The organism is Empedobacter sp. UBA7494 (assembly GCF_002478465.1).
In the GTDB taxonomy this organism is placed as follows: Bacteria; Bacteroidota; Bacteroidia; order Flavobacteriales; family Weeksellaceae; genus Empedobacter; species Empedobacter falsenii_B.
In genome coordinates this window covers 1-7,721 of the sequence record NZ_DLOC01000011.1, presented here as the reverse complement: position 1 = coordinate 7,721, position 7,721 = coordinate 1, and the positions used below count along the sequence as shown (strand labels likewise).

Sequence of the window (7,721 nt, the reverse complement as noted above, 5' to 3'; positions counted from 1 at the left end):
TTTGAGACAGCTTCTTTTTTTCGTTTTATATCGATTGATAATTCTCTAAAAATTGTACAATTTTTTCTGCTAATTGATTTTTATGATAAGCACTTTTCAAAGTTTTATATTCAATATCAGCCAACAGAAGATTATTCGTTCAATTTTAATTTTGGTCGAAGAATTCAACGACCAGCTTTTTGGGAATTAAATCCAGATAAATGGTACAGTAATCCTATTTCTTACACAGAAGGAAATCCTTTTATGCAACCAGCTTTTGTGTATAATTTCGAGTTAAGTTATGGATTCAAAGATTATTTACAAGCAAAATTTTATTATCAAAATATACAAGATGGTTTTGGTCAAAATGTCTTTCATCAAGAATAAGAATTGGATGGAGAATTGATGCAAACACAAATATTTAAGCGATTAAATTATTATAAAATGTCTAATTACTGAATTAGTTTATCATCAACTCTAAAACCTTATAAATGGTGGGAATCTAATCTTGAATTTAATTTTGTATTTAATAAATCAATCAATGAAATTGATGTGTTAGATAAAGAATATACAGGAAATGGAGCTAATTTTTCGGTTTATAATAACCTGAATTTGAATACTAAAAAAACGTTCACGGCCCAAGCTAATTATACGTTTACACCAAAAGGAAAAAACAGAGAATTTAATTATAGTTCAAGTTCTTCGTTAGATATAGGTTTTAAATATTTGGCGATGGATAAGAAATTAACGTTGTCGTTGATGGCTTATGATATTTTCAAAACAGATCTTTCAACATTGTCGACAAATGTGCAAAATATTTCGCAATCGTTTAGACAATATTATGATTCGCAATCGATACGTTTTTCGGTTTCTTATAAATTTGGTAATTCAAAAATCAATGTGAGTAAACGTCAAACTTCTAATGCAGAAGAAGCAAATAGGAGTGGAGGAAAATAGAAAAAAAATAAAAAATCTCAGAGCAAAATGCTCTGAGATTTTTTAAATAAAAATATTTTTAATCTTATCCATTTACAGCTTCAACGTTGTCTACAACATCAGGCATCATTTGTTTTAAAATACCTTCGATACCATTTTTAAGCGTTGCTGTAGAAGACGGACAACCAGAACAAGCACCTTGTAATAACATTTTTGCTGTTCTCGTTTCTTCATCAAATTCAATTAATTCTATGTTTCCACCATCATTTGCAACTGCTGGTTGAACATATTCGTCTAAAATAGCTTTGATTTGTTGCTCAACAGAAGAAAACTCTTCAGCAGGTTTTACCACAACATGTTCAGGAGCTTCTGTTGTGAATTCATAAAATTCATCAAAAACAGGACCTCCAGCTTGTAAATAATTCGTAATAAACGAACGAACATCCATCGCCCAAAGTGACCAATCTTCTGTTTCGTTTTTCGTTAAAGAAACATAATTATCAACAATAAAAACTTCTTCAACAAAAGGATATTCTTTGTAAATCGCAACAGCTAATGGAACTCCAGCAGCTTTTTCTTTCGATTTTATTTCGATGATTTCTGGCGCTAACATAGAATTTGAAACGAATTTCATCGCAGCAGGATTAGGCGTCATTTCTGCATAAATAGAAATAGGAGCCTTTTTCATTGGTGCTAAAATTGCGTTTTCTTCTAAATGTTCATTGATAATTTCTTTCAAATCTTCTGTAACATCAGCCCAATCAACAGCATCTATTTTTTCTATCGCAACAAAATTCGCTGTGATAAATATTTTTTGAATAAATGGTATAGTCAATAAAACTTGCGCTAAAGGAGATTCGGTAGCTGTAGATTCTTTATCGAATTCCACGCCACCTTGTGTTAAAGTCTCGTCACAAACGAACTTCATCACATTATTATTAGGTGTAATTTCTTCGTATACTCTCATAGTTCTACAAAAATACGCTATAAAAATGTATCTTTATCATTAGAATTATAGATTTTGTTATGGCAATAGTTAAAGAATTAAATGGACACACACCAAAGTTCGGTGAAAACTGCTTTTTAGCGGATAATGCTGTGGTTGTAGGAGAGGTAGAAATGGGAGATAATTGCTCAATTTGGTTTTCAGCAGTTGTGCGTGGAGATGTACATTATATCAAAATGGGAAACAAAGTAAATATTCAGGATAACGCAACGATACATGCAACGTATCAAAAATCGCCAACAACAATTGGAAATAATGTTTCGATAGGGCATAATGCAATTGTACATGGTTGTACAATACACAATAATGTATTGGTTGGAATGGGCGCAATTGTGATGGATGACTGCATTATTGAATCTAATTCTTTGATTGCCGCTGGTGCGATTTTAACCAAAGGAACGCATGTAAAAGAAGGAGAATTATGGGCTGGAATTCCAGCGAAAAAAATTAAAGATGTTCCAAAAGAATTGAAAGAAGGTGAAATAGAAAGAATCGCCAATAATTATTTGATGTATAGTAGTTGGTATAAATAAAATAAAAGCTCAGTTTATAACTGAGCTTTTATTTTATCTGAATTACATCAAACCAAACTGTTTGAAATGATGTGTAAAGTGTTTTTTATGAAATGTTTTCCAATCTTCGTATCCAATATCATTTAAAACTGGATTGACAATTTTACCATCAGGATTTTCTGTGAAATATGAATTGAATTTATCAATTTCTTCTTCTAATTTTTCTATTGCAGCTTCTAAAGAATGGTAACGTAAATCTAGTAAACCTTCCATTCCATTTGCTTTTATCCCTTTTTGCATTTCATGATCAGATTCTAATAAAAATGATTTGTATTGAGGAATTTGCTCTGCAGGAATTCGACAAGGTACTGTTAAACCTCCATTTGAAATTTTAGTGGTTACAATCAAATGTTCAACCATATGTTGAGGTGTCATAATTCCCCATTCTGGCTGTTGATCTACTTTTAAACTTTTTAGTTTAGAAATAAGATTAGCTTTATCTTCAAAATTTAAAAACATATTTTTTCTGTGAAGTTAGTTAGTCGTACAGTAATAATCAATAAAATTCTAGATTTATTTTGTTAGTTGTTGAAACCATTTTACATATGCATCTACAAAATTCTGAATGAAACTTGTTGTTTTTTCGTTATTAAAATATCCATTTTCATCAAACACATCTGGTTTTAGTTTTCCTAAATAAATTTCGGGTTGTTGCATAGTCGGAATATTCAAAAAAGTTAAGGATTGTCTTAAATGATGATTCGCTCCAAAACCACCTATAGTACCAGTAGAACTACTAATAATCGCACCTGGTTTATTATCCCAAACATTTTTTCCGAAAGGACGAGAAGCAACATCTAAAGCATTTTTTAGAACCGCTGGCATAGATCGATTATATTCTGGTGTGATAAAAATTAGGCCATCCAATTCAGAAACTTCTTTACGAAAAGTAGTGTAAGAATCAGGAACTTGATTACGGTCATCAAAATCTTGGTTATAAAATTCTAATTGTCCAATTTCAATTATCTTAAAGGTAAATCCCTCGGGCGTCATTTTTATTAAATTTTTAGCAATTTTTCTGGAATTAGCTTCCTTTCGTAAACTTCCTATAAAAAGTCCAATCGTTTTTTGAGTCATAATTTTATTGGTTTTTGTTTTTACTAAAGTTAATGATTTGATTTTATTTTGAGAAAATTTCATTCAATTAATGATTATTTTTTAATGGATATCGTACAAGAATAATGTAAATTAGTGTTGTATTAAATGAAACAAATGATAAATATTCAGCCCAATTTAGAGAATGATTTGGTAGAACTTCAACCACTCAACTATAATGATTTTGAAGTCTTATATTTAGCTGCTTCCGATCCGAAAGTTTGGGAACAACATCCAAATAAAAATCGTTGGAAAAGAGATGTTTTTATGAATTTTTTCGAAGGTGCAATTCAAAGTAAAGGCGCTTTCAAGATTATTGATAAACAGACAAATCAAGTTGTTGGTAGTTCTCGTTTTTACGATTATAATGAGCAAGATTCGTCTATTTTGGTTGGATATACGTTTTATTCGACGAATTGTTGGGGAAAAGGCTTTAATCCGTCCGTTAAGAAGTTAATGTTTGATTATATTTTTCAGTTTGTTGACAAAATTTATTTACATGTTGGCGCTGATAATGTACGTTCGCAAATTGCAGTGGAGCGATTGGGTTGTAAAAAAGTGAAAGAAGAACAAATTGAATATTTTGGAGAAGAGCCAAAGTTAAATTTTATTTATCAGTTGAATAAAGTTGACTGGTTTAAGTAATTGATAATTAAAACTATTTTTTGAGGACAGATTTTTTTATGTCCTTTTTTTGAAAAAAAACTTAAAAATATGATTATGTTTTTCGTAATAAAATATACTTTTACTGAAGTTTTCATAATAATGAATGAGTAATATTACATTAAACCCAATTTATGAAAAGATTATTGATGACTTATCAAATCAAAAATACTCTATTTCAGACTTTTTTTTCTCAACAGAGGAAACAAAGCAACTTCGCGAAGCAATAATTCGAAAAGAAAATAAAAAAGATTTTCATCAAGCAGCCGTAGGAAGTTCGGTTAACGAACAAATTGTAAAATCAATCAGAGGAGATAAAATCAGATGGATTGATGAAGAAAATAAAACAGAAACGGAAGAAATTTTTTTCTCAAAAATCAATGATTTTATTGAGTATCTCAATCTAACATGTTACATGGGCATTGAAGAAAGTGAATTTCATTATGCCATTTATCCCGAAGGGACATTTTACCAAAAACATGTTGATGCTTTCAAGAATGATGATAGACGCACACTTTCTATTGTGTTGTATTTGAATGATGAAGAATGGAAAGATGAATTTGGCGGACAATTGACCTTGTATTTGGCAGATGAGAATAAGTCTGAAAAAGAATTAGATATTTTACCTCTTGCTGGTCGTTTGGCTGTTTTTGATAGTAAAAGTATTCCACACGAAGTAAAAACCGTTAATCGACCAAGATATAGTATTACAGGTTGGTTGAAAACCAGAGGGAATATTTTGACGTATCTGTAACAAAATCTGTAGTGCTTCGAGATTTCAATCTCTATTTACAATAGATAAATATTGGTATCAATTTGAAGGATTTAAACAATAAGAAGAAAGCTCAACCATTGGTTGAGCTTTTGTTTTTTCTTATATATGCTAAACGATATTATATTTCGTCAAAGAATTCTGCAACATAACGTTCTGCGTCTAATGCAGCAGCACAACCAGAACCAGCAGCAGTTATTGCTTGTCTGTAAACAGAATCTTGTACATCGCCAGCAGCAAAAACACCAGGTACATTTGTTTTGTACGAACGATCTTGAGTGATTAAGTATCCTGTTTCGTCCATATCCAATTTTCCTTGGAATAATTCTGTATTTGGTTTATGTCCAATCGCGATAAAAACTCCATCAACGATTAATTCTTTTTCTTCGTTTGTAACATTGTTGATGATTTTAGCTTTTTCAACAACATTGTTTCCTTCCAAACCAATTAATTCGTGGTTATATAAAACCTCTAAATTATGCGTATTTGCAACACGATCTTGCATCGCTTTAGACGCGCGCATTTCTTCTTTACGAACCAATAAATAAACCTTGTTACAAAGTTTAGATAAGTAAGTTGCTTCTTCAGCAGCTGTATCACCACCACCAACTACTGCAACATCTTTACCGCGGTAAAAGAAACCATCGCAAGTTGCACAAGCTGAAACTCCACTACCAGCGTATTTAGTTTCATCATCTAAACCTAAATATTTCGCAGTTGCACCAGTCGAAATAATAATAGAACGAGCTTGGTAAGTTCCATTGTTCGATTTTACAGTATGTACGTCACCTTCTTTTTCTCCAAAAGTTACTTCCGTTACATATTCGTATTTTATTTCAGTTCCAAAACGTTCCGCTTGTTTTTGTAAATCAGCCATCAATTCTGGTCCTGTAACTGCTTCTGGATAACCTGGGAAATTCTCAACATCAGTTGTTGTTGTTAATTGTCCACCTGGCTCCATACCAGTTAAAATCAAAGGATTCATGTTCGCACGTGCTGCATAAATTCCCGCTGTATAACCTGCAGGTCCAGATCCTATTATGATAACATCTTTTACGTTATTTTCCATTGTGTTGTTTTATTTTTTTACAAATTTAGTATTTCTTATTTAGTTTTCTCGATTCTATAAATAGATGAAAATTATAGATTCATAATTTTATACACTAATTCAATTAATAATTGACTTGGTGTCACATTTCCAGTAGTTCCAACACCTTTTCCTTTCAAATCATATTCGCGAATAAATGAGATAATTTTCGTGGCTTTTTTTAGCGGATAATTACTCGCAGCGGTCATCATTCCTTGTACAAAGTAGGGATTAATTCCTAATACTTTTGCCAAATTTTGCTTCGATTTATCTGGCGTAACATGTATTTGAATGATGTTTGTAAACAGATTAAAAATTGTTGTGATTGAAACGACGTATGGGTTATCCTTCGGATTTTTCTCGAAATATTTAATGATTTTGAATGCTTTTTCGATGTTCTTCGTTTCGATTGCATTGCGAAGTTCAAACACATTATAATCTTTACTAATTCCGATATGCTCTTCGATATGATTTGGTGTGATAGTTTTATCTGCACCAACAATTGTAAATAATTTTTCTAATTCATTGTTCAAACGAGATAAATCTGCACCTACATATTCGGTCAATAAAAACTTTGCTTTTGGTTCAATTTTAAATTGATTGGCAGTAACTTTTTGCTCTATCCAAGCAGGTAATTCGCTTTCGTAAATCTTTTTAAATTCAAAATAAAAACCTTTTTCATTTAGAACTTTGTAGATTTTCTTACGTTTATCAAGTGAATTTCCTTTGTAATTGATGATTAAAACAGTTGAATCTTGTACTTGATTGGCATACATTTCCAACTGATCTATCGAACGGTTAAGATGTTGTGCTTCTTTTACAATCACTACAGATTTTTCTGCACCCATCGGATATTGACGTGCCATTCCTATTAATTGTCCAATCTCTACATCTTGTCCATAAACTATTGTTTGGTTAAAACCTTTTTCTTCTTCTGGTAAAATATTCGCTTCCAATAAATCAGTTATCTGATCGATGAAAAATGGCTCGTCGCCCGCCAAGAAGTAAATCGGTTTATAGTTTTTGTTTTTTATATCTTTGATCAAAGATTCTACAGGACTCATACAATGACTGAATTAGTACAATTAAATTTTTCCGAAAAATACCAAATAAGATTGAAACAAGCCCAAGATAAATTGTATATCTTTTGTTTAATTCGAAAAAAATGGTTGGTCTATACGCCCGAAGAATGGGTTAGGCAACACGTTCTGAATTATTTAATCAACGATTTGGGTTATTCAACTTCGGCGATTGCATTGGAAGTGCCAATTGATATTACAGGAATGCGAAAACGTGCAGACATTGTCGTTTATCAGCAAGAAAAACCTTGGATTATGGTAGAATGTAAAGCACCACATATTGCAATTTCGCAAGCAACTTTTGATCAAATTGCACGTTACAATATAGTGTTAGGTTCTCAATTATTGATGGTATCAAATGGTTTGAATCATTTCTATTGTATGATGGATTTTGTCCAAAAAAGATATAATTTCTTGAAAGAGTTACCAAAGAAGGGGTAACGTGCTAATGTGTTAATTTGTTAATGAGATAATTATTGAAATTATTATATCTACCCGTAGTGCATTTAGTTAATATTAATTTTTAAGTTGT

9 protein-coding genes and 1 pseudogene are annotated in these 7,721 nt (G+C 31.3%); 5 read left to right on the top strand and 5 right to left on the bottom strand.

Annotated elements, in window-relative coordinates; genetic code table 11:
• Positions 1–27: 27 nt before the first annotated feature.
• Positions 28–936 (top strand): annotated as a pseudogene (locus tag B4E95_RS01360) (outer membrane beta-barrel family protein).
• 64 nt (positions 937–1,000) lie between these two features.
• Here B4E95_RS01360 and B4E95_RS01355 read toward each other — a convergent pair.
• Positions 1,001–1,882, bottom strand: a complete 882-nt coding sequence (locus B4E95_RS01355; RefSeq protein ID WP_291063355.1) for a NifU family protein — start codon at positions 1,880–1,882, stop codon at positions 1,001–1,003.
• Positions 1,883–1,941: 59 nt separating this feature from the next.
• Between B4E95_RS01355 and B4E95_RS01350 the strand changes: the two genes are divergently transcribed.
• Complete coding sequence (locus B4E95_RS01350) at positions 1,942–2,454, top strand: gamma carbonic anhydrase family protein (RefSeq protein ID WP_291089333.1); 513 nt, start codon at positions 1,942–1,944, stop codon at positions 2,452–2,454.
• Between the two features lie 42 nt (positions 2,455–2,496).
• Here B4E95_RS01350 and B4E95_RS01345 read toward each other — a convergent pair whose 3' ends face one another.
• Both B4E95_RS01345 and B4E95_RS01340 read right to left on the bottom strand, forming a co-directional pair.
• Complete coding sequence (locus B4E95_RS01345) at positions 2,497–2,952, bottom strand: hypothetical protein (protein WP_291089330.1); 456 nt, start codon at positions 2,950–2,952, stop codon at positions 2,497–2,499.
• A gap of 54 nt (positions 2,953–3,006) precedes the next feature.
• A complete protein-coding gene (locus B4E95_RS01340; RefSeq protein WP_291063360.1) occupies positions 3,007–3,633 on the bottom strand; it encodes an NADPH-dependent FMN reductase in 627 nt (208 codons plus the stop codon).
• 63 nt (positions 3,634–3,696) lie between these two features.
• Between B4E95_RS01340 and B4E95_RS01335 the strand changes: the two genes are divergently transcribed.
• Both B4E95_RS01335 and B4E95_RS01330 read left to right on the top strand, forming a co-directional pair.
• Entirely contained in the window at positions 3,697–4,233 is a 537-nt protein-coding gene (locus B4E95_RS01335; protein WP_312192825.1) for a GNAT family N-acetyltransferase, read from the top strand.
• A gap of 124 nt (positions 4,234–4,357) precedes the next feature.
• Entirely contained in the window at positions 4,358–5,005 is a 648-nt protein-coding gene (locus B4E95_RS01330; RefSeq protein ID WP_291074600.1) for a 2OG-Fe(II) oxygenase, read from the top strand.
• A gap of 139 nt (positions 5,006–5,144) precedes the next feature.
• On the opposite strand, the gene trxB is transcribed toward B4E95_RS01330, so the two are convergent.
• Both trxB and holA read right to left on the bottom strand, forming a co-directional pair.
• A complete protein-coding gene (gene trxB, locus B4E95_RS01325) occupies positions 5,145–6,092 on the bottom strand; it encodes a thioredoxin-disulfide reductase (protein ID WP_291089327.1) in 948 nt (315 codons plus the stop codon).
• Positions 6,093–6,163: 71 nt separating this feature from the next.
• On the bottom strand, positions 6,164–7,174 hold the full coding sequence (gene holA, locus B4E95_RS01320) for a DNA polymerase III subunit delta (protein WP_291089324.1): 1,011 nt from the start codon (positions 7,172–7,174) through the stop codon (positions 6,164–6,166).
• A gap of 3 nt (positions 7,175–7,177) precedes the next feature.
• Here holA and B4E95_RS01315 point away from each other — a divergent pair, with 3 nt between their 5' ends.
• Complete coding sequence (locus B4E95_RS01315; protein WP_291089321.1) at positions 7,178–7,630, top strand: type I restriction enzyme HsdR N-terminal domain-containing protein; 453 nt, start codon at positions 7,178–7,180, stop codon at positions 7,628–7,630.
• The last annotated feature ends 91 nt before the right edge of the window (positions 7,631–7,721 follow it).

Coding starts and splice junctions, on each gene's coding strand:
- B4E95_RS01340 (WP_291063360.1), bottom strand. CDS start 3,633: ATGAAATTTTCTCAAAATAAAATCAAATCATTAACTTTAGTAAAAACA.
- B4E95_RS01350 (WP_291089333.1), top strand. CDS start 1,942: ATGGCAATAGTTAAAGAATTAAATGGACACACACCAAAGTTCGGTGAA.
- trxB (WP_291089327.1), bottom strand. CDS start 6,092: ATGGAAAATAACGTAAAAGATGTTATCATAATAGGATCTGGACCTGCA.
- B4E95_RS01355 (WP_291063355.1), bottom strand. CDS start 1,882: ATGAGAGTATACGAAGAAATTACACCTAATAATAATGTGATGAAGTTC.
- B4E95_RS01335 (WP_312192825.1), top strand. CDS start 3,697: ATGAAACAAATGATAAATATTCAGCCCAATTTAGAGAATGATTTGGTA.
- B4E95_RS01345 (WP_291089330.1), bottom strand. CDS start 2,952: ATGTTTTTAAATTTTGAAGATAAAGCTAATCTTATTTCTAAACTAAAA.
- B4E95_RS01330 (WP_291074600.1), top strand. CDS start 4,358: ATGAGTAATATTACATTAAACCCAATTTATGAAAAGATTATTGATGAC.
- holA (WP_291089324.1), bottom strand. CDS start 7,174: ATGAGTCCTGTAGAATCTTTGATCAAAGATATAAAAAACAAAAACTAT.
- B4E95_RS01315 (WP_291089321.1), top strand. CDS start 7,178: ATGACTGAATTAGTACAATTAAATTTTTCCGAAAAATACCAAATAAGA.